At 33.9% G+C, this 25,064-nt stretch carries 26 protein-coding genes and 2 tRNA genes; 15 read left to right on the top strand and 13 right to left on the bottom strand.

Annotation, left to right across the window (positions count from 1 at the left end):
* Positions 1-95: 95 nt before the first annotated feature.
* From proS to rpsT, 3 genes are all read left to right on the top strand, one after another.
* The gene (gene proS, locus ACFO5O_RS00460) at positions 96-1,574 is read left to right on the top strand and encodes a proline--tRNA ligase (RefSeq protein ID WP_387959872.1); all 1,479 of its coding nucleotides are present in this window, start codon (positions 96-98) and stop codon (positions 1,572-1,574) included.
* Between the two features lie 128 nt (positions 1,575-1,702).
* Positions 1,703-1,774 (top strand) — tRNA-Glu (locus ACFO5O_RS00465).
* Between the two features lie 24 nt (positions 1,775-1,798).
* Entirely contained in the window at positions 1,799-2,050 is a 252-nt protein-coding gene (gene rpsT / locus ACFO5O_RS00470) for a 30S ribosomal protein S20 (RefSeq protein ID WP_119028256.1), read from the top strand.
* A 122-nt stretch (positions 2,051-2,172) separates the two neighbouring features.
* Here rpsT and rho read toward each other — a convergent pair whose 3' ends face one another.
* Positions 2,173-3,774, bottom strand: coding sequence for a transcription termination factor Rho (gene rho, locus ACFO5O_RS00475; RefSeq protein ID WP_387959875.1), 1,602 nt, complete (start codon positions 3,772-3,774; stop codon positions 2,173-2,175).
* 222 nt (positions 3,775-3,996) lie between these two features.
* Between rho and ACFO5O_RS00480 the strand changes: the two genes are divergently transcribed.
* Entirely contained in the window at positions 3,997-4,407 is a 411-nt protein-coding gene (locus ACFO5O_RS00480; protein ID WP_387959877.1) for a DUF4293 domain-containing protein, read from the top strand.
* Positions 4,408-4,462: 55 nt separating this feature from the next.
* Here the strand turns inward: ACFO5O_RS00480 and ACFO5O_RS00485 are convergent, their stop codons facing one another.
* Positions 4,463-4,954, bottom strand: a complete 492-nt coding sequence (locus ACFO5O_RS00485) for a metallophosphoesterase family protein (RefSeq protein WP_387959879.1) — start codon at positions 4,952-4,954, stop codon at positions 4,463-4,465.
* Positions 4,955-5,058: 104 nt separating this feature from the next.
* Here ACFO5O_RS00485 and truA point away from each other — a divergent pair, with 104 nt between their 5' ends.
* Together truA and ACFO5O_RS00495 are read left to right on the top strand one after the other, a co-directional pair.
* Positions 5,059-5,802 carry a tRNA pseudouridine(38-40) synthase TruA gene (gene truA, locus ACFO5O_RS00490; protein ID WP_387959881.1) on the top strand — a complete coding sequence of 248 codons (744 nt, stop codon included), beginning with the start codon at positions 5,059-5,061 and terminating at the stop codon, positions 5,800-5,802.
* A gap of 29 nt (positions 5,803-5,831) precedes the next feature.
* Positions 5,832-7,604 (top strand): ABC transporter ATP-binding protein, encoded by a 1,773-nt coding sequence (locus ACFO5O_RS00495; protein WP_387959882.1) that lies wholly within the window; start codon positions 5,832-5,834, stop codon positions 7,602-7,604.
* 7 nt (positions 7,605-7,611) lie between these two features.
* On the opposite strand, the gene ACFO5O_RS00500 is transcribed toward ACFO5O_RS00495, so the two are convergent.
* From ACFO5O_RS00500 to folP, 3 genes are read right to left on the bottom strand one after another with little or no spacing between them, the layout of a single operon-like run.
* Positions 7,612-8,409 (bottom strand): DUF3667 domain-containing protein, encoded by a 798-nt coding sequence (locus tag ACFO5O_RS00500; RefSeq protein ID WP_387959884.1) that lies wholly within the window; start codon positions 8,407-8,409, stop codon positions 7,612-7,614.
* A complete protein-coding gene (gene cdaA, locus ACFO5O_RS00505; protein ID WP_387959886.1) occupies positions 8,410-9,192 on the bottom strand; it encodes a diadenylate cyclase CdaA in 783 nt (260 codons plus the stop codon). It abuts the gene before it with no gap.
* Positions 9,193-9,241: 49 nt separating this feature from the next.
* On the bottom strand, positions 9,242-10,063 hold the full coding sequence (gene folP / locus ACFO5O_RS00510) for a dihydropteroate synthase (RefSeq protein WP_387959888.1): 822 nt from the start codon (positions 10,061-10,063) through the stop codon (positions 9,242-9,244).
* 139 nt (positions 10,064-10,202) lie between these two features.
* On the opposite strand from folP, the gene ACFO5O_RS00515 reads away from it, so the two are divergent.
* Genes ACFO5O_RS00515 through ACFO5O_RS00545 form a run of 7 tightly spaced genes read left to right on the top strand, consistent with a single transcriptional unit; the run spans position 10,203 to position 15,606 of the window.
* Positions 10,203-10,748, top strand: a complete 546-nt coding sequence (locus ACFO5O_RS00515; RefSeq protein ID WP_387959890.1) for a DUF1599 domain-containing protein — start codon at positions 10,203-10,205, stop codon at positions 10,746-10,748.
* A gap of 19 nt (positions 10,749-10,767) precedes the next feature.
* A complete protein-coding gene (locus ACFO5O_RS00520) occupies positions 10,768-12,048 on the top strand; it encodes a DoxX family protein (protein WP_387959892.1) in 1,281 nt (426 codons plus the stop codon).
* A 6-nt stretch (positions 12,049-12,054) separates the two neighbouring features.
* Entirely contained in the window at positions 12,055-13,131 is a 1,077-nt protein-coding gene (locus ACFO5O_RS00525) for an ABC transporter permease (protein WP_387959894.1), read from the top strand.
* 45 nt (positions 13,132-13,176) lie between these two features.
* Positions 13,177-13,671: a TlpA family protein disulfide reductase gene (locus tag ACFO5O_RS00530; protein WP_387959896.1), complete on the top strand. Its 495-nt coding sequence runs from the start codon at positions 13,177-13,179 to the stop codon at positions 13,669-13,671.
* Positions 13,672-13,699: 28 nt separating this feature from the next.
* Positions 13,700-14,449, top strand: a complete 750-nt coding sequence (gene tpiA, locus ACFO5O_RS00535) for a triose-phosphate isomerase (RefSeq protein ID WP_387959898.1) — start codon at positions 13,700-13,702, stop codon at positions 14,447-14,449.
* 32 nt (positions 14,450-14,481) lie between these two features.
* Positions 14,482-15,318: a 50S ribosomal protein L11 methyltransferase gene (prmA, locus tag ACFO5O_RS00540; protein ID WP_387959900.1), complete on the top strand. Its 837-nt coding sequence runs from the start codon at positions 14,482-14,484 to the stop codon at positions 15,316-15,318.
* A gap of 12 nt (positions 15,319-15,330) precedes the next feature.
* Positions 15,331-15,606, top strand: a complete 276-nt coding sequence (locus ACFO5O_RS00545; RefSeq protein WP_387959902.1) for an ATP-dependent Clp protease adaptor ClpS — start codon at positions 15,331-15,333, stop codon at positions 15,604-15,606.
* A 50-nt stretch (positions 15,607-15,656) separates the two neighbouring features.
* Here ACFO5O_RS00545 and ACFO5O_RS00550 read toward each other — a convergent pair whose 3' ends face one another.
* The 5 genes from ACFO5O_RS00550 to ACFO5O_RS00570 form a co-directional block, all read right to left on the bottom strand.
* Positions 15,657-17,063 carry an MBL fold metallo-hydrolase gene (locus ACFO5O_RS00550; protein WP_387959903.1) on the bottom strand — a complete coding sequence of 469 codons (1,407 nt, stop codon included), beginning with the start codon at positions 17,061-17,063 and terminating at the stop codon, positions 15,657-15,659.
* A 67-nt stretch (positions 17,064-17,130) separates the two neighbouring features.
* Positions 17,131-17,925 carry a sulfite exporter TauE/SafE family protein gene (locus tag ACFO5O_RS00555; RefSeq protein WP_387959905.1) on the bottom strand — a complete coding sequence of 265 codons (795 nt, stop codon included), beginning with the start codon at positions 17,923-17,925 and terminating at the stop codon, positions 17,131-17,133.
* Position 17,926: 1 nt separating this feature from the next.
* Complete coding sequence (locus ACFO5O_RS00560) at positions 17,927-18,340, bottom strand: DUF6691 family protein (RefSeq protein WP_387959907.1); 414 nt, start codon at positions 18,338-18,340, stop codon at positions 17,927-17,929.
* Positions 18,341-18,349: 9 nt separating this feature from the next.
* Entirely contained in the window at positions 18,350-18,907 is a 558-nt protein-coding gene (locus tag ACFO5O_RS00565; protein ID WP_387959909.1) for a YeeE/YedE family protein, read from the bottom strand.
* Positions 18,908-18,967: 60 nt separating this feature from the next.
* Entirely contained in the window at positions 18,968-19,603 is a 636-nt protein-coding gene (locus ACFO5O_RS00570) for a Crp/Fnr family transcriptional regulator (RefSeq protein WP_387959911.1), read from the bottom strand.
* An 85-nt stretch (positions 19,604-19,688) separates the two neighbouring features.
* Here ACFO5O_RS00570 and ACFO5O_RS00575 point away from each other — a divergent pair.
* A tRNA-Arg gene (locus ACFO5O_RS00575) sits at positions 19,689-19,762 on the top strand.
* Positions 19,763-20,350: 588 nt separating this feature from the next.
* Here the strand turns inward: ACFO5O_RS00575 and ACFO5O_RS00580 are convergent.
* Positions 20,351-22,243, bottom strand: coding sequence for a M56 family metallopeptidase (locus ACFO5O_RS00580; protein ID WP_387959912.1), 1,893 nt, complete (start codon positions 22,241-22,243; stop codon positions 20,351-20,353).
* A 2-nt stretch (positions 22,244-22,245) separates the two neighbouring features.
* Positions 22,246-22,605 (bottom strand): BlaI/MecI/CopY family transcriptional regulator, encoded by a 360-nt coding sequence (locus ACFO5O_RS00585; protein ID WP_387959914.1) that lies wholly within the window; start codon positions 22,603-22,605, stop codon positions 22,246-22,248.
* Positions 22,606-22,858: 253 nt separating this feature from the next.
* Here ACFO5O_RS00585 and ACFO5O_RS00590 point away from each other — a divergent pair, with 253 nt between their 5' ends.
* Entirely contained in the window at positions 22,859-23,809 is a 951-nt protein-coding gene (locus ACFO5O_RS00590; RefSeq protein WP_387959916.1) for a calcium/sodium antiporter, read from the top strand.
* A gap of 59 nt (positions 23,810-23,868) precedes the next feature.
* Here the strand turns inward: ACFO5O_RS00590 and ACFO5O_RS00595 are convergent, their stop codons facing one another.
* Positions 23,869-24,885, bottom strand: a complete 1,017-nt coding sequence (locus tag ACFO5O_RS00595; RefSeq protein ID WP_387959918.1) for a glutamine synthetase beta-grasp domain-containing protein — start codon at positions 24,883-24,885, stop codon at positions 23,869-23,871.
* Positions 24,886-25,064 lie beyond the last annotated feature (179 nt).

Consider the following 25,064-nt stretch of genomic DNA (forward strand, 5'->3'; position numbering starts at 1 on the left):
GATAATTTTATTGTTGAACATTACAAAAATAGTTAGTTTTGTCGAACTATTTTTTTATTTAACATAGTCACAACTTTTGTGCCAAAACACTAATAATGAGCAAAAATCTTACAAGTAGGGCGGAAGATTATTCCAAATGGTACAACGAACTTGTTGTAAAAGCTGATCTAGCGGAGAATTCGGCCGTTAGAGGCTGTATGGTAATTAAACCATATGGATATGCAATTTGGGAAAAAATGCAAGCCGAATTGGATAGAATGTTTAAAGAAACAGGCCATCAAAATGCCTATTTTCCTCTATTTGTGCCCAAAAGTTTATTTGAAGCTGAAGAGAAAAATGCCGAAGGTTTTGCAAAAGAGTGTGCCATCGTAACCCACTATAGACTTCAAAGTGATCCTGATAAACCGGGGAAATTAAGAGTAGATCCTGAAGCCAAACTCGAAGAAGAACTTATTGTAAGACCAACAAGTGAGGCTATTATTTGGAATACATATAAAGGATGGGTTCAGAGTTATAGGGATTTACCAATTCTTATTAATCAATGGGCAAATGTGGTGCGATGGGAAATGAGAACACGTTTGTTTTTGCGCACTGCTGAATTTTTATGGCAAGAAGGTCATACGGCGCATGAAACTAAAGATGAAGCTATTGCAGAAGCCCTGCAAATGAATAATGTGTATGCAACTTTTGCTGAAAATTTTATGGCTATCCCAGTGATTCAAGGTGTTAAAACCGAAAGTGAACGATTTGCAGGAGCTGTTGAAACCTATTGTATCGAGGCTTTAATGCAAGATGGGAAGGCTCTACAAGCAGGGACCTCACACTTTTTAGGACAAAATTTCGCTAAAGCTTTTGACGTGAAATTTGCAAACAAAGAAGGTAAACAAGATTATGTATGGGCGACTTCATGGGGAGTTTCAACGCGTTTAATGGGTGCTTTAATAATGACCCATAGCGATGATAAAGGATTGGTGCTTCCTCCAAATTTAGCACCAATTCAAGTGGTCATTGTGCCAATTTACAAGTCAGATGAACAATTAGATGCCATCACAAAAGTAGCCAATGATATAATGTCGCAATTAAAGCAACATGGTGTAAGTACTAAATTTGATAACAGGACAACACAACGGCCAGGAGCAAAATTTGCACAGTATGAAATGCAAGGTGTTCCATTACGTATTGCAATTGGTCCAAAAGATTTAGAAAATAAAACTGTTGAATTGGCTAGACGAGATACCTTAACTAAAGAAATTGTCGCTTTAAATGGTTTGCCTGAACTAGTAAAAGGGTTAATGACTGAAATACAAGATGCACTTTTTAATAAAGCACTGACGTTTAGAAATTCGCATATTACCCAAGTTCATACTTTTGATGAGTTTAAGCATATTTTAGAAAATAAAACAGGTTTTGTGTCTGCACATTGGGATGGTACTGCTGAAACAGAACAAAAGATTAAAGAGCTGACTAAAGCTACTATAAGATGTATTCCTTTAGATGAACAAAATGAAGCAGGAGAGTGTGTATTTAGTGGAAAACCGTCGCAAAAAAGAGTGCTATTTGCAAAGGCCTATTAAATTTTTTAAAAAAAGTTTATTCAGTAGTTGCAACATTTAAAAATAGTTGTATTTTTGCATCCGCAATGAAGAATTGCACGTTCATTTGAAAAGGTAAGATTAACATTTTACTTTGTAATAAAACAAATGGCCCGTTCGTCTATCGGCTAGGACGCCAGGTTTTCATCCTGGTAAGAGGGGTTCGATTCCCCTACGGGCTACATTTTTAACAAGAAAAATATAAAATGGCAAATCATAAGTCAGCATTAAAAAGAATTAGAACCAACGAAGCAAAACGCTTAACTAACAGGTATCAGCATAAAACCACACGTAATGCGATTAAAAAATTACGTGAAATGGAAAAAGCTAAAGACGCTCAAGCTTTTTTGCCTTCGGTAGTTTCAATGATCGATAAGTTGGCAAAGAAAAATGTGATTCATGCTAATAAAGCTGCTAACTTAAAGTCTGGATTGACTAAACATGTAGCTTCTTTATAAGTAAAACATAAAAAGATTTAAAAAGTCTCTTCAAATTGAAGAGACTTTTTTTTTGCTTTATAATTTAAAACAAAAAAGGCTCATGATATTCATGAGCCTTTTTAAGTTACATAACTTTGTTTTTAACCATTCATTGAAATTAAAAACTCTTCGTTGTTACGTGTTTGTTTAAAACGATCATTGATAAATTCCATAGCTTCTACAGGGTTCATATCGGCAAGATATTTTCGCATGACCCACATACGTTGGATAACATTTTCATCTAATAACAAGTCATCTCTACGCGTACTTGAAGACGTTAAGTCAATGGCAGGGAAGATTCGTCTATTCGATATCTTTCTATCTAATTGAAGCTCCATATTACCCGTTCCTTTAAATTCTTCAAAAATAACTTCGTCCATTTTAGAGCCTGTTTCAGTTAATGCGGTAGCAATGATGGTTAAGGATCCACCATTTTCAATATTACGCGCAGCACCAAAGAAACGTTTAGGTTTGTGAAGTGCATTAGCATCAACACCACCACTTAAAATTTTACCTGAAGCCGGTTGCACTGTATTATATGCTCTCGCCAATCTCGTTATAGAATCTAAAAGGATAACCACGTCATGGCCGCATTCTACCAATCGTTTAGCTTTTTCAAGAACGATATTAGCAATTTTAACGTGCTCATGTGCTTCTTTGTCAAAAGTTGAAGCGATAACTTCACCTCTTACATTGCGTTGCATGTCGGTTACCTCTTCAGGTCGTTCATCAATCAATAAAATCATTTGATAAACCTCTGGATGATTTGCTGCAATGGCATTAGCGACATCTTTTAGCAACATAGTTTTACCCGTTTTTGGTTGCGAAACAATCATTCCACGTTGTCCTTTTCCAATAGGAGAGAACAAGTCCATGATTCGAGTTGAAATTGTGCTTTGCTTTTCTGCCAAATTAAATTTCTCTTTTGGGAATAAAGGAGTTAAGTGTTCAAAAGAAACACGATCTCTAACTACTTCTGGTTTTTGACCATTAATCTTACTCACTTTAATTAGAGGAAAATATTTCTCCCCTTCTTTTGGAGGTCGAACATGACCTAATACTGTATCACCAGTCTTTAATCCAAACAATCTTATTTGTGATTGAGACACATAAATATCGTCAGGAGACGAAAGATAATTATAGTCTGAAGAACGTAAAAACCCATAACCATCTTGCATAATGTCTAAAACGCCTTCACTTTCAATAATGGCATCAAATTCAAAATCAGGTTCACGGTAACGGTTTCTACTATCTTTGTTACCGTTACTATTGCCATTGTGTTCTTTTTGACGAGGATTTGGTTTGTGTTCTTTTTGACGAGGATTTGGTTTGTGTTCGTTATTAGAAGGTTGCTTCTGATTAGAGTGCTCTCTTTTATCAGAAGACTTATCTTTTTGTTCTACAGTTTTATCCTCTTTTTTTGAGTCAGAAAATTCCATCTTCTGCTGTTCCTTACTTTGAGCATGCGGTTTTTTAATGCGCTCTCTTTTTTGTTGAGGTTTTTTGTCTTTTTCTTGCTCTTTTGGAGCATCCTTTTCTACAATTTCTTGTTTTACGGTTTGTGGATTTGCGGCTTGTACATCTAATATTTGATATACTAAATCCAGTTTTTTAAGCGTACGGTATTTTGGTACATTTAATTTTTGAGCAATTTCTTGTAAGTCAGAAAGCTTTTTTTCTTTTAATTGTGAAATTTCAAACATTGAGGTTAAATGAATATTTTGTTTTATAAACTGAAATTGATTTATTCCTTACTTTTCTAAAATGTAACTTATGTGGAAAATATTGAAAAAAATCTGAAGATTTAATAATCTGATCCTTTGCGGGTCGCAGATTACTATTGCAATAATACAATTTTATTTTAAAAATAAGTGCATGTTTTCAAAAGAAACTATTAATTTTGTCCTTTAATTTTTACAAATTCAGTGTTACAGCGCATACAAACGGTTTATTTATTGATTTCTGCCTTATTTTCGGCAGGATTGATTTTTGTTTTCCACTTGTGGACTACTGAAAATGAATTGCTTGTATATGCCAAAGATAATTTAACGTATTTAATCTTATTTTTAGGTTCGGCGCTGTTGTCTGTAATTTCTATATTTAGTTATACAAATAGGCAAACTCAATTTGTTTTGGGACGCCTTAATATCATATTAAACTTTATTTTATTAGGATTATTTGTGTATCAATTGCTAATCTCACCTGGAGAAAGTCAAATTTCAGAGAAAGGTGTTGGGATTTTTATACCTATTTTTTCTATCGTGTTTTTGGTTTTAGCCAATAAGGCCATAAAAAAGGATGAAGATCTTGTAAAATCTGTCGATCGATTACGATAAACCTTATATCTTAATTAATTTAGTGCGTAACCCAGGGTGAAGACCCTGGGTTTTTTTATGTTTTGAATTCAATCACTTCGAGATTGTCAATCTTGCTATTGCTAATTGTAAAGCGAAGCATGGTCCGTACCTTTTGAAATCCATGTTTACCAACAGCACCAGGATTCATGTGCAATAAATTGAGAGTTTTGTCAGGCATCACTTTTAAAATATGCGAATGTCCACTAATAAATAGTTTTGGTGGATTTTTATGTATTTCAGCCTTGATTCTACGATCATATTTATTTGGATATCCTCCAATGTGCGTCATCCAAACATCAATGCCTTCACACATAAAGCGCTGATGTAAAGGGAATTCTTGCCTTGCCTTATCATTATCAATATTACCATAAACAGCTTTTAAAGGTTTTAGAGATTTTATAGCATCGGTAACTTTTAAATCGCCAATATCACCAGCGTGCCAAACTTCATCAGCCTGATGTACATACTTTAATATCGCTTCATCTATATAACTATGGGTGTCTGATAAGAGCAGGATTTTTTTCATAGATAGGTTTCTAAATAACAGAAATCTTATTTATTTAACTTTAAATTCAAATTTAAAAAGACATTAAAATTCTATCTTTGCGTCTTACAAAAATAAGGGTTTAATTGAGATACTTCATTGAATTATCATATAATGGCAAGGTTTATCACGGTTGGCAAAATCAACCTAACGCTATCTCTGTTCAGCAAGTTTTAGAGGAGGCGCTTTCGATATTATTGCAGGATAAAATTGAAATTGTTGGAGCTGGTAGAACCGATGCTGGCGTCCATGCCAAACAAATGTATGCTCATTTTGATTGTGACATTTTATTTGACATAGCTCAATTAATCTATAAGCTCAATTCGTTTTTACCAAAAGATGTTGCCATTCATAATATATTTAAAGTAAAGCCAGCTGCGCATGCCAGATTTGATGCTTTAAGCAGAACGTATCATTACAAAATTTCAACAAGTAAAAACGCATTTAATTTTGACTTTGCTTATGAAATGCATTTACCTTTGGATGTAGATAAAATGAACGATGCCTGTAAAATACTATTAGCGTATAACGATTTTCAATGCTTTTCTAAAAGTAATACGGACGTAAAAACGTATCATTGTAAAATTGAAATGGCCAATTGGTATGTTGAAAATGATACGCTTACATTTGTGATTACAGCAGATCGATTTTTAAGAAATATGGTACGAGCTATTGTTGGTACATTAATTAATATAGGTTTGGGAAAACTTGAAGTTGATGATTTACATACCATTATAAAATCAAAGGATAGGAGTGAAGCAGGGTTTTCTGTACCAGCTCATGGCTTATATTTAACTAAAATTATATATCCTGATACAATAGCCTTGTAATTCAACAACTATTGTATATCAAAAATTATATGGAGGAAATTAAAGATAAAAAAGCATTTGATTTATCGCTCTTTAAGCGATTGCTTCAGTTTATAAAACCATACAAATGGGTGTTTATAGGCACATTAATATTTGCTATTGGGCTAGCGCTTTTTGGCGCCTTACGTCCTTATATTCTTCAAGTTGCCATTGATGAGCATGTTGCGGTAAACCACTATGATGGATTTATGTTTTATGTGGTTGCAATGATTGTGCTGTTGGTGCTTGAAGTAGTTTCTCAACTCTTGTTTATTTATTACGCGAGCTGGTTGGGGCAGTCAGTTGTTAAAGATATACGAGTTAAACTTTATCAACACATGTTGAGTTTTAGAATGAAATATTTTGATAACTCTTCAGTAGGTGTGCTCATTACCAGGGCTGTTACTGATATGGAACGTATTGCCGACATCTTTGGAGAAGGACTTTTCATGATTTTTAGTGATGTGCTAAAAATGGCAGTTGTTGGTGGCTTTATGGTATGGATGAACTGGAAGTTGAGCCTTATTGTATTTGTTACCTTACCAATTATGTTGTTTGCTACCAAGATTTTCCAGAAATATATGAAACGTGCTTTTGAAGAAGTGCGAAATGAGGTGTCCAACTTAAACTCATTTGTCCAAGAGCGCGTAACCGGAATGAAAATTCTTCAATTATTTACTCGTGAAGATACTGAATACAAAAAATTTAAGATTATTAACGAGCGTCATAAAAAAGGTTGGTTAAAAACGGTCTGGTATAATTCCATATTTTTTGCTGTAGCAGAACTCTTGGGCGCTTTAACACTTGGTGCCGTAATTTGGGCAGGAGGGTTTATGGTTTTAGATTCAGCCAATGCAGTATCATTAGGTGATTTAACGGCATACATTATGTTTATTCCAATGATGTTTAGACCATTAAACCAGATTGCTAATAAATTTAACACCTTGCAAATGGGCATGGTAGCGGCAGATCGTGTGTTTAAGGTTTTGGATACCACATCTCATATAGATGATACGGGTAATCGAGTAGCAAGTCAGTTTAAAGGAGATATAGAATTTAATAATGTTCATTTTTCCTATGTAAAAGATGAAGAAGTTTTGAAAGGTGTATCTTTTGATGTCTCCTCTGGGCAGACTATTGCAATTGTAGGAGCGACAGGTGCAGGTAAATCTACAGTTATTAATTTGTTGAATCGTTTTTATGACATTCAACAGGGAAGTATTTGTATAGACCAAGTCAATATAAAGGAATTGACCTTGAAGTCATTGAGAGCACAAATTGCTGTGGTATTGCAAGATGTGTTTTTGTTTGCCGATACTATTTTCAATAATATCACACTTAAAAATCCAGATATTACTGAAGCACAGGTTGAGCAAGCAGCCAAAGATATCGGTATTCATGATTTTATTATGAGTTTACCTGGAGGTTATCATTATAATGTTAAAGAACGTGGAGTAATGTTATCTTCAGGGCAAAGACAATTGATATCCTTCTTACGCGCTTATGTAACAAACCCAAGTATATTAATTTTGGATGAGGCCACTTCTTCTGTTGACAACCATTCTGAACAACTCATTCAAAATGCTACAGATAGAATTACAAAAAATAGAACTTCTATTGTCATTGCTCATCGATTGGCCACAGTCAAAAAGGCGGATAATATTATTGTTATGCAGGCCGGTTATATAGTGGAACAAGGAACACATAAGCAGTTGTTAAAGAAGAAGGATGGGTATTACAAAAACCTTTATGAAGTACAGTTTATGAAAGAAGTTGTTGTTTGATTAATGATTAGGGAGTTTGGATCTTTGATTTTTGTGCTTCCATAAATGCATCAACACCGCCATGCATCACAATATTCACCACAACTACTAATGCCGAAAAAAGTATAAAAAATAAAAGAAAAATTACTAGAAATAGTAAGGTTCTTAAAAGGAGCCCTTTAATGCTTAAATTATAAAGTTTCTTCAAGCAATACGCAGAAAAGATGAGTTGAAATGGTCCGTTGATATAAACTAAATGGCCTAGCGGTATTCCAATAATAACACCGGTTAAATTTATTAAGGCACCAAATATTGAGATTTGCGCGATGATATACATAAAAATCACTAAATGTTCGGTGTAGTTATATTTTTTAAGTGTGAAAAAAACGAGTTTGGACATTAAGGCATAAACAGGAACAAATAGCATTAGTACAATTGAAATATAGTCCTGAACAAAGCTTACGCTTTCATTTGCCAAAGCTTCTTGACCTTTGGCAGCAACAGAAGACATATCAATTAAATCAGGAAAAAAAGTGTTTAAAATATACCACTCAATTCCTGTAATTGTTAAGGCAATAGCAAAATAACTTATAACATTTACATACTTTTTACGAGTGCCATTTATATAACTACCAATAACATCATCTGGTTTGGTAAAAAGGCTAATAAAGGTTTGAAGAAACTTATTGTCGTAATTTAAAAAGGTTTCAGTGAAGTAGCCGAGAAGGTGTTTAATAGTCAGTCTGTTGCGAATAACTTTACCTCCGCAGACGTGACAATAATCACTTTCTAGGGTCAAGGATGTATTGCAGTTTTTACACTCCATTTATACCAAATCTTTTTTAATCATTTCAGTAAGGTCTTGAGTGTCTTTATACATGATAAATTCTCCATTTTTTATATAAGAAATCTGCCCAGTTTCTTCACTAACAACAATAGCTAAAGCATCTGTTTTTTCAGTAATACCTATGGCTGCGCGATGCCTTAAACCAAAACGTTGTGGGATATTTTTTTCATTGTTTACAGGTAATATGACTCGAGTTGCTTTTACAATGTTATTTTCAATAATAATGGCACCATCGTGCAAAGGGCTGTTTTTAAAAAAGATGCTTTCTATGATGGCTTGAGTGACATTGATATTCATTTCATCGCCCGTACCAATTAAAAAATCCAGGTTATTGTTGCGTTCTAAAACAATCAAGGCGCCGGTTTGCGAAGCTCCCATTTTATTACATGCAGCAATTATAATATCGACATTGGTTTCGGATTCAGCATCTGTTTTTAAAAATTTAATACGGTTTAAAAACTTGCCTTTGCCACCCAAATTAGTAGATCCTACCATGAGAAGAAACTTTCTGATTTCCGGTTGGAATACCACAATCAAAGCAATAATTCCAACTTTCATAAACCCATCAAAAATATTGTGGAGCAAACTCATTTTTAAAAGGTCGGTCACTTTCCAAACCGAATAAATCACAATAATTCCTATGAAAATGTTAATAGCAACGGTGCCTTTTACAAGTTTGTAAATATAATAGAGTAGGATGGCTACCAAGAACACATCAATAAAGTCTACGATGCCAAAATCCCAAAATTCAAATTTATCCAAGGCGAAGGTGTTTTTGTAAATTTAACAAAATAAGGTTAATAATTTAGATTCAGCTGAATTGTTGAAGCAGTGTTATCGATTCAACTGCTTCTTTCACATCATGAACCCTTAAAATATGCGCCCCTTTTTGCAAGGCTATGGTATTTAAAATCGTAGTGCCATTTAACGCATTTTGCGCTGTGGTATTAAGGGTTTTATAGATAAGGGACTTTCGAGATAACCCAACCAGAAGCGGTAATTCCAATGTTTTAAAACGCTCTAGATTGTTCAATAACTCAAAATTTTGAGCTACTGTTTTTGAAAAACCAAATCCAGGATCGGCAATGATGTCTATGACCCCCAATGCTCGTGCTTTCGAAATACGTTCAGAAAAGTAGAACAAAACCTCGTTCATCATATTTGAATATTGGGTTTGACCTTGCATATTTTGTGGAGTTCCCCTCATATGCATCATTACGTAAGGTACTTTAAGGCTTGCAACAGTAGGAAGCATAGCTTCATCTAATTTCCCAGCAGAAATATCATTTATCATACATGCGCCTGCTGCAATACTTTCGTGCGCGATTTGACTTCTAAACGTATCCACTGAAAGTAAGATTTTAGGGAAATTACGAATCAAAAGTTCAATAACAGGAATTATACGTTGTAACTCTTCGGTTTCACTAATATGGGTTGCGTTAGGTCTTGAGCTATAAGCACCTAGATCAATAAAAGTAGCGCCTTCATTAAGCAATTTTTCAGTTTGGGAAAGAATGTCCTTATCATTATTGTAACGCCCGCCATCGTAAAATGAATCTGGAGTGAGGTTTAAAATTCCCATGACTTTGGGAACGGATAAATCAATAAGTTGTCCTTTACAATTGATTGTCATGTTTTATAATTAAGAATATCGAATGTTTCAAATTCAAAAAACTATTATTGGTCAATAAGCAACAATTTCAAACTTTAAACCTGAAACTTTGAACTTTAAAATTATTTATGCGAAATTTACGCAAATTTAAATGTATTAAATGCAAGATACTTCAAAACAGTACGATGATATCATTGCGCTATGTAGAAATCTTTTCACTAATAAAATGAAAGATTATGGAAGTGCATGGCGAATTTTAAGACTTCCATCATTAACCGATCAAATTTTTATAAAGGCACAGCGTATTCGTAGTTTGCAGCAAAATTCGGTTCGAAAAGTAGATGAAGGTGAGATAAGTGAGTTCATAGGGATCATAAATTATTGTACCATGGCTTTAATTCAGCTAGAAAAAGGCATTGTAGAACAACCCGATTTGTCTGTTGAGGAAGCAACTAGATTGTATGATGAAAAAATAGGCTTGACTAAGCAGCTCATGATGGATAAAAATCATGATTATGGTGAAGCTTGGCGAGATATGCGTGTAAGTTCTTTAACCGATTTGATTTTGCAAAAATTATTACGTGTAAAACAAATTGAGGATAATGCAGGAAAAACCATTGTGAGTGAAGGGATTGACGCTAATTATCAAGATATGATCAATTATGCTGTTTTCGCCTTGATTCATTTAGAAGCATCAAAACACTAATCAAAAACCTAAAATTCATATGAAAGCATTTATAGCCATCTCAAGACTCATTGTAGGAAGTTTATTTATTGTTTCAGGTTTAATTAAATGTAACGATACATTAGGTTTTTCGTATAAACTCAATGACTATTTTGCGCACGATGTTTTAAATTTAGAATTTTTAATTCCTTATTCTTTGCTACTTGCGGTATTAATTTGTGTTGTTGAAATTGTACTTGGTGTTGCCTTAATTTTCGGTCTAAAAAGCAAACTATCCACAACTTTGATATTGCTCATGATGCTATTCTTTACATGGTTAACTTGGTACACCTCAAGTTGTTTGGAGGCACAAGAAGTTGCAGGAAAGCTTGGTGAGGAGTTTAATAAAAATTGTGTGACCGATTGCGGTTGTTTTGGCGATGCTTTAAAACTCGAACCTAAAGAATCATTCTACAAAGACCTCTTTTTACTCATATTTACGATTCCGTTGTTCTTTTTTGGAATGAAAAATAAAATTCCTGTTAACTCCAAGAAAGAAGATCTTTTTTATATGGTAACTTCACTAGTTCTCATCTTTGGTTTTGGAGTTCTGGTTATTGGCTGGTGGTTTACGGTATTATTTTCAATGGTTTTATACGGGGTTGTCTATTTTATAAAAAACAAATCAAAAGGAGAATGGTTGTCATTATTAGCAGCATACGTGCTATCGCTTGGATTTACATATTATTGTTTACAACATTTACCAATCAAAGATTTTAGAGCCTATAAAATAGGTAACAACATTGCAGACGAAATGAAAGTCCCAGAAGACGCTAAAAAACCTGTTATTGAATATACTTGGGTGTTTAAAGTTAATGGTGAAGATCAAGAATTTGTAACCAATGGGGCTTACCCAGAAGTGAATGGAGATTACGTAGGTGTTACAACTAAAGTTATTGAAGAAGGTTTTGAGCCGAAAATATTAGATTTTTCTATAGAATCTGAAGATGAAGACCTTACAGATTATTTTTTATCGGCTGATAAATTACTAATGATTGTGTCTTATAATATATTGTCGGGCGAAAAAGAAGGTATGACTAAATTGAAAAAACTTTCGGATGAAGCACTTAAAAATGGCTATACCGTAATTGGTTTAACGGCTTCGGGAGCTGCTGATAAGCAAAAAATTAAGTCGGCATATAATTTAGATTTCGACTTTTATCTGTGTGACGAAAAGGTATTGAAAACCATAGTTCGCTCTAATCCAGGAGTTTTAACTCTCGAAAAAGGTACTGTTACACAAAAAGTACACTGGAATGATATTGAGGATTTAGAACTATAACCGCAATTGATAAACTACATCCTAAATAAAGTATTTTATGCCTTGCTTACCTTGTTTGGTGTAGTTACAGTGATTTTTCTTTTGTTCAATGTACTTCCTGGTGATCCCGCACAAATGATGATGGGCCAGAATGAAGACAGTGAACAATTGGCGCTGATAAAGCAGAAATATGGGTTTGATAAACCGCTTTCAACACAATACGCCTACTATTTAAATGATTTATCACCAATTTCATTTCATTCAAAAAACCCAGCTGATTACACCTATTTAGATGAAGGAAAATATAGTGCAACTACACTATTTACCATTTCTAATGTAACTACGGTTTTAAAATGGCCTTTTTTGCGCGAATCATTTACCAAACAAGGTAAAAATGTGTCCCAAGTGATTTCGGAGACCTTACCAAACACGTTTGTTTTAGCGGTATCGGCAATTACAATAGCCATTATCATTGGTATTCTGTTGGGGATAGTTTCTGCCTTGTTTAAGGATCATTGGTTAGATAAGTCCATACAGGTATTTAGTACCTTGGGCATGAGTGTACCGTCGTTTTTTAGTGCGATTTTATTTGCCTGGTTTTTCGGCTTTGTACTACATGAATACACTAATTTGGAAATGACCGGAAGCCTATTTGAATTGGATGATTTTGGAGAGAAGGTCGAAATTAAATGGAAGAATTTAATACTTCCAGCCATTGTACTAGGGATTCGTCCATTGGCAGTTGTCATTCAACTCATGCGAAATTCCCTATTGGAAATTTTTAATCAAGATTACATTCGAACCGCTCGGGCAAAAGGATTGAGTGAGTTTCAGATTATTAGGAAACACGCCGTTAAAAATGCCTTAAACCCTGTTGTGACAGCTATTTCTGGTTGGTTTGCTTCCATGCTAGCTGGTGCTGTTTTTGTCGAATATATTTTTGGCTGGAATGGTCTAGGAAAAGAAATTGTAAATGCATTAAACACTCTCGATTTGCCTGTTATTATGGGTTCGGTGCTTGTGATAGCTCTGGTTTTCATAATAATCAATATTTTTGTGGACGTTATTTATGCTTGGTTAGATCCAAAAGTAAAATTGCAGTAAGTAGTCAGCATTTATATTGACTAGTATGTAAACGAAAATTGAATTATGAAATACTTATTACTTATCCCTTTACTTTTAGTTACGATTTTAAGCTGTCAAACCGAAGCGCCAACACAATTTTCCGAGGCAGCTTTACAAGATACTTTTATTAATAGTAATGATGAAACTATTACCTTTGCCGAGATATTAGAAAAGCATAAAGGCAAAACCATTCTAATAAACATATGGGCAACTTGGTGCAGAGATTGTATTGATGAAATGCCTCGTGTTAAGGCCTTGCAAGAGGAAGCTCCAGATGTGGTTTATGTGTCTCTGTCTTTAGATCGAAATGTTTCTTCCTGGAAAAAAGGAATTAATACCTATAACCTAAAAGGAGATCATTATTTTATGCAGTCTGGCTGGGATGGGCCTTTTGCCGATTTTATAGACTTGGATTGGATATCAAGATATATGGTTGTTGGTGCTGACGGACAAATAAAACTTTTTGATGCCATAAAAGCTAACAATACCAATTTAAGGAAACAATTAATTACAAATTAACTTTGCCTAATGGCTTAAAAAATAAATTATGAGAAAACATATTGTCGCTGGAAACTGGAAAATGAATAATGATTTAGCTCAAACCCAGGCTTTGATTAGCGATTTAAAGAAGCAAAAACAAACTTCTTCTGCCGAAGTGATGATTGCACCAGCATTCACAAACCTTTGGTCAGCTTTTGAAAGCTTAAGACAGAATTCTATTGAAGTTGTGGCTCAAAATATGCACTTCGCTGCAAATGGAGCATATACGGGCGAAGTTAGTGCTGCTATGTTAAAAAGTATAGGGGTTTCTACAGTAATATTAGGTCATAGTGAACGACGTGCTTATTTTAATGAAACCGATGAATTATTAGCTAAAAAAGTCGATGCAGCTTTGGCAAATGATATGCGTGTCATATTTTGTTTTGGTGAAGAACTGGCCGATAGAAAGTCTGGAGCTCAAGAGCAGGTAGTTGAAAGTCAAATTAAAAATGCCTTGTTTCATTTAGATGCAAGCGCGTTTGAACAAATTGTTTTGGCTTATGAGCCCGTTTGGGCAATTGGTACTGGTGAAACAGCTAGCCCAGAGCAAGCACAGGACATGCACGCTTTTATCAGAAAAACCTTAAACGATACATATGGAAGTGCAGTTGCAGACGAGGTTTCAATTCTTTACGGTGGAAGTGTTAAGCCTGATAACGCGAAAGAAATTTTTTCTAAACCTGATGTTGATGGCGGATTAATTGGTGGTGCTTCGTTAAAAGCTGAAGACTTTTTTGCCATTGTCAACGCGTTTTAAAGTCTGTTAAAATATCAAATATTTAAATTCTAATGTCAAACATTATTTATCTAGGCTACTATTTTAAAGTTAGTCCATTACAACCTGCCGTAGAAATTTTAATTGCCGAATTAGGATTTGCCGGTTTCGAAAGTTTTGTGGAAACTGACGAAGGCGTGACAGCCTATATTCAAAAGGATGAATGGCATGAAAGAATATTAGAGGATATTCAAATATTAGATTCAAAAGAATTTGAGATTACTTACACCTACGATGAGATTGAGCAAACCAACTGGAATGAAGAATGGGAAAAGAACTTTAGTCCAATAATAGTTGATGATCAATGTTCGGTGAGAGCACCTTTCCATGAAAAACCTGATACAACATACGACATAGTTATCGAACCAAAAATGAGTTTTGGTACTGGTCATCACGAAACCACGCACATGATGATTCAGCATATTCTCAAAAATGATATGACCAATAAATCGGTTTTGGATATGGGTTGTGGTACAGGTATCCTAGCTATCCTTGCCGAAATGAAAGGTGCAAAACCAATTGACGCTATTGATTATGATAATTGGTGTTATATTAATAGTCTAGAGAATGTAGAACGCAACAATTGTAAGCACATTACAGTTTTGGAAGGTGATGCGAACCTATTAGTAGGTAGGCAGTATGATATTATAATAGCCAACATCAACCGAAATATTCTACTAAATGATATTCAAACTTATGTCAATTGTTTAAATAAAAATGGACTATTGCTCTTAAGTGGTTTCTACAAAGACGATATCCAAGCCATTGAAGACGAATGCAATATCCATATGTTAAAATTAGTTGAAACTCTTGAAAAGAACCATTGGGTTTCCTTAAAATTTTTAAATTAGTAAAAAAAATACATGAGTACTAGAGAAAAAACTTCAGAAGAAGTTCTATTGGATGAAGACGTTTTAAAGCAGAATGAAATTGTGCTATTTAATGACGATGTCAATACTTTTGATCATGTTATTGATACACTAATTCATGTTTGTGACCATATTCCAGAACAAGCAGAACAATGTGCTATTATTGTACACTACAAAGGTAAATGCACGGTAAAAACAGGTGATTATGACGACTTGAAACCTAGATGTTCCATGCTATTGGAAGCTGGTTTAAGTGCCGAAATCGTTTAATTCAACTCTTCTTGTTGTATTAAAATTGTTTTCTACTTTTCGTTGTTACACTATAAAGTCGATGGACAAACATAATCAGTTACTGGCAAATCTGTTGTTTTAAGTGCGCCAAATCCTCCAGCTATATCAACCAACTTGTCAAAACCTCTAGCTTTTAAAATAGAAGCTGCAATTACCGAACGATAACCTCCAGCACAGTGGATGTAATAGGTTTTGTCCTTGCTAACATCATTCATATGATCATTGATATAATCTAATGCAAAATGTTGGGCGTTTTCAAGATGGGTACTTTTGAATTCACCATCTTTTCTCACATCTAAAATATTTACCGTTTCCTTTTTTGCGATTTTAGCAAAATCATCTGCAGATATCGATTCTAAAGTTTCAATGTCTCTTCCAGATTTTTTCCATGCTTCTATACCACCTTTTAAATATCCTAAAGTGTTGTCATAGCCTACTCGAGATAGACGGGTAACAGTTTCTTTGCTTTTTCCCTCGGGTACCACTAAAACAATGGGTTGTTTTAAATCTGTAATTAAAGCACCAACCCAAGGCGCAAAAGAGCCATTTAATCCTATAAAAATTGAATTTGGGATATGTCCTTTTACAAACTCTTGTTCTGTTCTTACATCTAAAACTAAAGCCTCTTCATGATTTGCCATAGCTTCAAATTCTTCTGGATCTAGAGGAATGTCACCTGTTTGTAAAACATGTTCAAAAGTTTCATAGCCAGTCTTATTCAGCATAGCATTTTTGGAAAAGTATTGAGGAGGAGGCGCTATTCCCGTTAAAACCTCTTTTACAAATTCTTCTTTAGTCATATCAGCCCTAAGTGCATAATTAGTTCGTTTTTGTTCTCCTATAGTACCGACGGTTTCTTTGCTTAAATTTTTTCCGCATGCAGAACCCGCGCCATGTGCAGGATAAACAATAACGTCATCTGCTAAGGTCATTATTTTAGTTCTTAAGGAATCAAATAACAAGGAAGCAAGGTCTTCTTTAGTAAGATCAGATTTTATAGCCAAATCGGGCCTGCCTACATCTCCTAGAAATAAAGTGTCACCAGAAAATATAGCATGATCTTTTCCATTCTCATCAATCAATAAATAGGTTGTTGACTCTAAGGTATGACCGGGTGTGTGTAAAGCTTTAATAGTAATATTTCCTAGTTTAAAACGCTCACCATCCTTTGCATTGTGAATGTCGTATGATGTATTTGCATTTGGGCCAAAAACTATTGTAGCTCCAGTTTTTTTAGCAAGATCAACATGGCCGGAAACAAAATCTGCATGAAAATGAGTTTCAAAAATATATTTAATTTTTGCGTTTCGTGCTTTAGCTTTATCAACATAATTTTGTGTTTCGCGTAAAGGATCTATAATGGCAACTTCACCGTTAGATTCAATGTAGTATGCGCCTTGTGCTAAACAACCTGTATATATTTGTTCTATTTTCATAAATTTCATTTTTACTAGTTCAAAGATACTAAACCTTTATTTTTTGCAATGTTACCTTTGTTACATTTTATAGGGTCAATTCTTTATAAATAATATAGATTGCCATTGCAAATACAAAATAACCGAAGCCTTTTTTTAAGCTTTTATTAGATATACGCTTTGATAATCGGCCTCCTATGAGTATTCCCATAATAGTGATTAATGAAAACGAAATTAAAAACATCCAGTCTATATCAATAGTATGTAAATCTCCTGTAAACCCGATTAGCGAGTTGATGGTTATAATTATTAGTGATGTGCCAACAGCTTTTTTCATTGGCAAATTTGCCCAAAGTACTAATGCGGGTACATACAGAAAACCTCCTCCCGCACCAATAATTCCAGTAATGGTTCCAATAACTATACCTTGTATAAAAGTGTAATAGTAGGGTTGTTTTTTATAGGTAATTACCTCTTTCTTTTTGTTTTTTATCATTGAAAATCCTGCCAATAACATAACAAATCCAAAGAATACCATGATGCCTATTTCTTTGGTAAGCTCATAATCGTTTATTTTGAATAAAACGTCTGGAAGACCAGGAACTAAAAATCGTCTTGATAAATAAACGGCTAAAAAAGAAGGAAACGAAAATGCCAATCCTATTTTTAAATCGGCTAATCCTTTTCGGTATTTTTGAACAGTACCAACTAAAGAAGAAGAGCCAACCACAAATAAGGAATAAGCTGTGGCCACTATAGGATTATAGCCTAGTAAATATACTAAAATAGGTACAGTTAAAATAGAACCACCTCCGCCTATAAGCCCTAAAACAAGTCCAACAATAAATGCACCAATATATCCTAATAGTTGTGTGACATCCATACTAATGTGGAAGTTTGTCTTTTAGAATACCATAAGCATACGTTCCTACAATGGCTGCAACAATAACAATAAGCACAGAAAATACACCTGTACCTACTAAAATATACATGGGGCCGGGGCAGGCGCCAGAAAGTGCCCATCCTAGACCAAATATGATGCCTCCAATACTATAACGTACAAGTCCCTTTTCTTTTGAAGGGATGTGGATAAGCGAACCTTCTATGTTTTTAAGTTTTATTTTTTTAGTAAGTAAAATAAGTAAAGTCCCGGTAGCTACGGCGGTTCCAATAATGCCATACATATGAAAGGATTCAAATCGGAACATTTCGTAAATGCGATACCAAGATACGGCTTCGGATTTCACTAATACAATTCCGAAAAATATACCAACCAATAAAAATTTTAGATATTTCATATTTAAGCTTTAAAAAATTAATGGGAATAACAAATGGACCATGATCAGTCCTCCAATGAAAAAGCCAATAACCGCAATTAAGGATGGTAATTGTAAACTGCTTAATCCTGTAATCGCATGACCTGAAGTACAGCCTCCGGCGTAACGAGTGCCAAAACCAACCAAAAACCCACCGGTGACTAAAATTAAGATTCCCTTTAAACTAAATACAGCTTCCCAACTATAGATTTCAGGAGGGAGTAAAGACGCACCAGCATTGTTAAATCCAAATTCTTTTAATTGATTTACGGTTTGAGGATTAAGATCTATAGCTGTTGGGTTAGAAAGAAAATTATGCGCAATGAAGCCGCCAATTACGGCACCAGCAACTACAATTAAATTCCACTTTTGATCGCGCCAGTTAAATTTGAAGAATTCAACTTTTTTTCCGGCACCTGCCATGCTGCAAAATGTTCTTAAATTTGAGCTCATTCCAAATGTTTTTCCAAAATAAATAAGTAAAAACATCACTAAAGCAATGAGTGGGCCTGATATATACCATGGCCAAGGTTCTAAAATGTAATTCATAGTATTAGTGTTTGTGCAAACATAAGATTAACCCTTATGTTATTATGTAATAAATGTTACTTAAAATTGTAAGACTTCAATTTTATTTCTGCCTATATTAATTTTTGATTCATCTTCTAGTTGCTTTAAAAGTCGTGATATAACCACTCTCGACGTATTCAAATCTTCTGATATTTGTTGGTGGGTAATGGTAATAGTAGAGGACGCATTTAGCTTGACTTTATCGGTGAGGTATTTGAAAAGGCGTTCATCCATTTTCATAAAAGCAAGGGTGTCTATTGTTTCCAGCATTTCATTGAACCGAACCTGATAACTTTCTAAAATAAAATTTCTCCAGCTCTCATTAGTATGAAACCATTTAGACATATTTTCTAGAGGGATCATCATAACCGAGGAGTTTTTGTCAGCAACAGCTCTAATCTTACTTTTAGCTTTAGAAAGACAACATGTTAAAGACATAGCACAGGTGTCTCCATGCTCTAAAACATATAGTAATAGTTCGTGGCCCAAATGGTCTTCACGTGAAACTTTAATATTTCCAGAAATTAATAAGGGTATGGATTGCATGTCTTGACCTATATCAATAATGATATCATCTTTTTTGAATTGTTTTAATCGACCAACTTCTAATATGGATTCTATAAGTTGCTCATCAAACACATATCCAAACTGTTCACTTAATTGTTGCTTTACCATAATTCAAAAATAAGGAATTACGAATTTGAATTAAATTGTTTGGTTGTTTTTTAATAAAAGCATTATATTTGCATCCCAATTTAAAGGCCTCGTGGCGCAACTGAATAGCGCATCTGATTACGGCTCAGAAGGTTACAGGTTTGAATCCTGTCGAGGTCACTAAACAAAAATGCCACAAACTAATTAATAGCTTGTGGCATTTTTATGTTTAGTACTTTTCAATGTTATTTGAACCTAATTGATAATTGACTAGCAAGGTCATTAATAAAATCAGATGCAAATTGAGGGTCAGATAACACAGAAATTCGGTAAATAACAAAACTTAAATATAAGAGTAGTACCATTAAGCTAATTTTGCCATAGTTTTTAACTCCATAGTATCTATCAAGTTTTGCCATAATAAAGTTTAAACTTCTCATTTTGGCAAGTGGTTGGTTAGTGTCGACTCTAATGTAATTAAAATATTTGATTTTCAGTTAATTAAAACAAAATATTTTTGAATGGCAATTCAATCTAATGATTGTTTTGTAACATATGCACGCCACGCAATAATCGCTAATTGCAATTTACTGGCCTTACTTAAGTCTAACTGTCTTTTCGTAAAACTAGGTAATAAAGCTTTGTTTAATTTGGCTATTAATTTGAATACATTAGTTTTCATTAGTGGGGGAAGTTATTTAACCAAAGTTAAAAAAAAGAGGCCAAATAATTAGGCCTCTTTTTGTAGTATTGAGTTGAACAGTTGATTTATTTTTCTTTAGTGCTAATTAATACCACACCGTTTTTTCCTTTATCTCCATACTTTTCTGTAGCCTTATCACCTTTTAAAACTTCAACTCTATCAATGTTGTCTGGATTAAGGTCGTCCATTTCTTTCTTCGTGATTTCTTTTCCGTTTAATATGTATAAGGGTTCTTTGCCATCGGCATTAGAAAAGATAAACTTATTTTCGCCTTTGCTGTCATATTCGTATACATTTGTCTCATCATCTGTGCTCCATAGTGTTTTTTCTTTTCCATCTTTGGTTTTACGAATAACCTTGGTGCCTCCATGGTCTCCATCCGCCTTTTTTATAAAAATATTTTTATCCTTAACTTCTGTAACTTTTCCATCTTCTGAAATAAAAAGAGATTTACCTTTTCCTTTGCTTTTATGAATTGTTTGGGCATTACCTTCTCCTTCAATAATGATTTCATAGTCATGATCAGCATCATGATCATCATGCTCATCTGAGAATACAAAAACATTGCTTCCTTTCCCTTCTTTGTGGACTTTATGCTTCCCATCTTTTGAAATTACTTTATAGGAATTGTCTGCATTATGAACTTTGTTGCCTGCGTTGCCTATTGAAATTTTCCCGCTTTTATCGTCAACATTAATTTTAATAGGTCTAATTGGGTCATCACTTTCAGTATGATAATTTGCATTAGAGCCTTTAGAATCCACATTTATTTTTATTGCCGTGATCTCATTTTTGCTATTGCGTTTAACACCTTTAATTTTAACGTTCACACCTTCTTCTTTGAACTGTTTTTTAATGGCATCTAGTTCTGCATCTGAAAGGTCTTTAGTAATCATTGCACCAATATTACTGAATTTGGCAACAGCATTTTTAAGCTGATCATTAGTGTTGTTATTTGAATTTGTATTAGCATTTTTCTTGCTATTAGCTAAAAGTGTTGATTGGGATACGGCCGCATCATTTTTAGGTTGTTCAGTGCCTGAAGGTGAAATTAGTTCAAGTGCAGGGCTGGCATATGAAGTCACTTCTTCCATTGGAATAGCTTTTTCAACATATACTTTTTTGGTGTTGGCATTCATTAAAAAAATGACCAAAACAGGAAGTGTTAAAGCATACTTCCAAACATTTAATTGATTTGATTTTGATTTGTGTAACATAACGATTCGTTTTTTGATTAAAGAATTATAAAAATTATTGGTAAATGCCAATTGGTAATTTGGCACACTAGCTTTTAATAATAAGGTTTGATAGCTTTTTTCGCATTCAGAAATTGTTTGAGCTTTTTGGTCAGCTATAAATTCTAAATTTTGTTGTAGTTCCTTTTTGTAAAGCCAAATAAAAGGATTAAACCATAGCATTATACAAGTGAGTTGTGCTATTATAACATCAATAGAATGGAAATGTTTAGCATGAATTTTTTCATGATTTATTACATGTTTGAGTTCTATTGGGTTGAATTGGTTTTTATTGTAAACAATACACTTAAAAAATGAAAAAGGAGAAGCCTTGTGAGTTGTTTCAATATATGTAAATCCATTTAGTTTTTGCCGCTTATTTGTTTTAAATAGCATAAATAATGATGAAAATTCAATGACTAGCTTTATGCTAAAAAACAGTACTCCAATAATATATACAAGATAAAAGAACTCTAAATAATCAATTGAACTTTGGGATGAAGATGATGAAAGGGCGCTTGTTTCAGAAATTAAAAAATTCGTTGCAGTTGGTGTATATTCAATGTATATAGGAATAACGATAAAAGGAAATATAATCGATAAGATAAGTCCTCCTAATAAAAACCAACGATTTGATTCGAAGAAGGTTTCACGCTCTAATAAAAATTTGTAACAGGCATAAAAAATAATTACTATAGCTGATGCTTTTAAGAAATATTCCATAGTTATTTTTTGTTTTCAATTAGTGCTATAATCTCTTTCAGTTCATCTAAACTGATTTTTTCTTCTTTAGCAAAAAAGGAGACCACGTTTTTGTATGAGTTATTGAAATAATTTTCAATTGCCGTATTCATATAACGTTCCTTATATGCCTCTTTACTTACAATAGGGTAGTATTGATGCGTTTTGCCATAAGCCGTATAACTTACGTAGCCCTTATCTTCTAGATTTCTTATGATCGTCGAAAGCGTATTGTAATGGGGCTTATCGTGTTTAATTTCTTCCAGAACATCTTTTACAAATGCTTTTTCTAACTTCCAGAGAATGTGCATAATTTCTTCTTCCTTATTTGTCAGCTTTTCCATAGTTACGAATTAGATAGTTCAAACCTATAACTATTTTTATAGTTATACAACTATTTTAATAGTTATTTAACGAATATTTTAGTTTTTTTAATACTTGTTGTTTGAAGCGCTTGTTGAAATTAATGACTATTATCTAATATATTATGCTGAAATACAATTGGTTATGTAAATCTTAATAGATTTGAATGTTTCAAGGACTAAATCACTTGGTATTACTGTAAGCAAAACCTTATCTTCGCAAAAAATTAATTGCATGAGCATTTTACTGGTATTTTTAGGGTTTGTTTTATTAGTTGTTGGAGGAGAATTTTTAGTGCGTTCGGCAGTAGCCCTTTCATTTAAATTAAAGCTTTCAAAATTAGTAATTGGTATGACTGTGGTTTCATTCGCGACTTCTGCCCCTGAATTATTGGTGAGTTTACAGGCTGCTATCAGTGGATCTTCAGACATCGCTTTAGGTAATATTATCGGGTCTAATGTTGCTAATATTGGCTTGGTATTGGGGATAACCGCCATCATTTCGCCTTTAGTAGTTGAGCGTGATTTTTTTAGGTTGAATTGGCCAGTGATGATGATTATGTCAGTTCTGCTTTACGTGTTTTTGCATGATGATAATCATTTAAGTGCTGAAGAAGGTTTGATTTTTATGACGTTGCTTATATTTTTTCTAATTATTCTAATAAGAGATTCACGAATAAAAACCAAAATAAGTCTTGAAGGTTTGGATGATTCTCTAGAGCAGACCTCTAATTTTAAAATAACAGTTTGGTTACTTATTGGAGCCTTCGCGCTTTATTTTGGAAGTGAATGGCTGGTTGATGGCGCTAAACAATTAGCATTAGCTTTTGAGGTTAGTGAATATGCCATTTCAGTAACTGTAATTGCTATTGGTACTAGTGTGCCAGAGTTAGCGGCTTCGGTTATTGCTGCTTTAAAGAAGGAAAAGGCTATTTCACTTGGTAATTTAATTGGATCAAATATATTTAATTTAGCTTCTGTTTTGGGAATAACCGCTATGATAAGCCCAATTACCATCAATCCAAATTCACCCGAGATTTTGTCGACCAATATTTTTTGGATGCTTGGTTTTGCATTTATTGTTCTTCCCTTGGTATTAATACCTAAACTGTATCAATTTGGGAGATGGAAAGGGTTTTTATTATTTGGAGCTTATTTAGTTTTTGTGTATTACGCCATTTTGTAAAAAACAAAAGCCCGCAATTAAAATATTGCAGGCTCTTGCGTGAACAAAACAATAATGTTTTAGATTTTGGCTGACTTCACAGTCTTAACTATTCTACCAGCAATTTTATAAGGATCTCCGTTTGATGCAGGACGACGATCTTCTAACCATCCTTTCCAGCCGCTTTCAACGGTGGCGATTGGAATACGAATAGATGCTCCACGGTCAGAAATTCCGTAGCTGAAATCATGTATACTGGCCGTTTCGTGCTTACCAGTTAAACGTTGGTCATTAAATTCTCCATATACAGCTATGTGTTCTGCAACTACAGGTCTAAAGGCTTCACATATTTTTTCGTAAACTTCTTTAGATCCGGCAGTACGCAAGGTTGTATTAGAGAAGTTAGCATGCATTCCTGATCCATTCCAGTCCATATCTTTTCCTAATGGTTTTGGGTGATATTCAATATAATAACCATATGATTCTGTAAGTCTATCTAAAAGATATCTTGCTACCCATAATTCATCTCCAGCTAATTTAGCGCCTTTTGCAAATAATTGAAATTCCCATTGACCACAAGCAACTTCTTGGTTTATACCTTCAAAATTAATTCCTGCAGCAATACATAAATCGGCATGTTCTTCAACTAACTCTCTACCATGGGTATTTTTTCCTCCAACAGAGCAGTAGTAAAGCCCTTGAGGTGCTGGATAACCGCCAACAGGGAAACCTAATGGAAGCTGTGTGCGCGTATCCATAATAAAATATTCTTGTTCAAAACCAAACCAGAAATCATTGTCATCATCATCGATTGTTGCTCTACCGTTAGATTCGTGTGGAGTACCATCTGCATTTAAAACTTCGGTCATTACTAACCAACCATTTTGTCTAGCTGGATCTGGAAAAAGAGCTACAGGTTTTAACAAACAGTCTGAAGAACCTCCTTCTGCTTGTCTAGTAGAACTTCCATCGAATGACCACATTGGGCAATCTTCCAATTTACCGCTAAAGTTATTAACGACTTTGGTCTTGCTTCTCATGTTTTGCGTTGGGAAATATCCATCTAACCAGATATACTCTAATTTAATTTTGCTCATGATTATTTTATTTAAAATTTAATGTGCAAATATTGTCAATTTTATTTATACGTCAAAAAAAAAGGGGTATGTAATCGTAAAATATTATTAACAATTATCAATGCCCTAAAAAATGAGGGGTATGTGTCATAGTAATTGAATATTTAGTATTTTTGACCGTTCAAAACTATTAAAATAAT

It is taken from the genome of Geojedonia litorea, from assembly GCF_042654525.1.
GTDB classification, from domain to species: domain Bacteria; phylum Bacteroidota; class Bacteroidia; order Flavobacteriales; family Flavobacteriaceae; genus Geojedonia; species Geojedonia litorea.